The sequence below is a fragment of the Snuella sedimenti genome (assembly GCF_016428595.1).
GTDB classification, from domain to species: Bacteria; Bacteroidota; Bacteroidia; order Flavobacteriales; family Flavobacteriaceae; genus Snuella; species Snuella sedimenti.
The window spans coordinates 1-1,307 of sequence record NZ_JAELVQ010000057.1 but is presented as its reverse complement, the minus strand read 5'-3'; the positions used below and the strand labels follow the sequence as shown (position 1 = coordinate 1,307).

The following is a 1,307-nucleotide window of genomic DNA, read 5'->3' as shown; positions in this document are numbered from 1 at the left end:
TTAGTAGTGATGCGTTTGTTAAAGTTTAATTCTCTAAAAATGCAGTAAATACAACATATACGATACGTTCTTTGATTTTTTGATTTGATTTACAGAATAACTTTGGTCAAAACCAAGGTTATGAATAGAGGTAAGTATGTTTTTGCTCAAGTGCTATCTTTGGTCAATCGCTATGAATTTCAAAAATGTGTTGACCGTTATAATGGCGATTATGGGACCAGTAAGCTCAATTGTTGGAATCAGTTTGCGCAACTTTTTTTTGGCCAACTAACAGGGAGAAACGGATTGCGTGATATTTGCATTTGCCTAGAGGCTCACAGCAATAGCTTATATCATTTAGGGATAAAGCAGAACGTGAACCAATCTAGTTTGTCTCGTGCAAACGAAAATAGAGATTGGAGAATCTATGCAGATTTTGGAATTTATCTCATAAATGTTGTAGGATTATTATATGGCAACGAGCCTTCGGTTGTCAAAGATATTGACAAGGATATTTTTGCCATAGACTCAACAACGATTTCCGTGAGCATAATCCTAATGGACTGGGCACATGGTAAATATTCCAAAGGTGCAGTCAAAATGCATACCGTCCTGAACTTACAAGGTAATATCCCGACTTTTATCTACATAACTGACGGCAAATATCATGATGTCAATGCGCTCGATGAAATAGTTCCTGTAGTTGATGCTATATATGTTATGGACAAGGCTTATATAGATTTTAAACGTCTATACGAAATCCACAAGTCAAGTTCCTTTTTTGTAGTAAGAGCTAAAAGTAACCTGAGATTCAAAGTTGTAGCATCTAGGAAAATTGATAAAGCTACAGGTTTACGGTGTGACCAATCAATAAGATTATCCATTCCAAAAAGTCGCAAACAGTATCCTGAAAAACTTAGGCGCATCAAATATTATGACAGTAAAAAGAACATGACATTTGTTTTTTTGACCAATGAACTTGATCTGGATGCTTTAAGAATCGCATCCATCTATAAGTCGCGCTGGCAAATAGAGGTCTTTTTTAAATGGATAAAGCAAAACCTAGAAGTAAAGAAACTTTGGGGCCATTCGCAGAACGCAGTAAAAACCCAATTATGGATAGCGATTAGCACCTATCTCATAGTGGCACATCTCAAAAAACAAGTGAGAAGCAAGTACTCAATTTATGAAATGACACAAATTTTAAGTATATCCACTTTTGACAAAACACCTATAAATGAGTTGTTTATGGAAAATAAAATCAATCAAAAATTCAAAGAACAACCTAATTTATTCAATAACAATGAATTATAAACGCATCACTACTA

The 1,307-nt window shown here is 34.6% G+C and carries 1 protein-coding gene; it reads left to right on the top strand.

Features of this window, described 5'->3' with window-relative positions; translation table 11 throughout:
* Nucleotides 1–120 precede the first annotated feature (120 nt).
* Nucleotides 121–1,293, top strand: coding sequence for an IS4 family transposase (locus JF259_RS17565; RefSeq protein WP_199117015.1), 1,173 nt, complete (start codon nucleotides 121–123; stop codon nucleotides 1,291–1,293).
* Nucleotides 1,294–1,307 lie beyond the last annotated feature (14 nt).

Excerpts from the sequence above, each read along its gene's own strand:
- JF259_RS17565 (WP_199117015.1), top strand. The coding sequence starts at position 121 with ATGAATAGAGGTAAGTATGTTTTTGCTCAAGTGCTATCTTTGGTCAAT.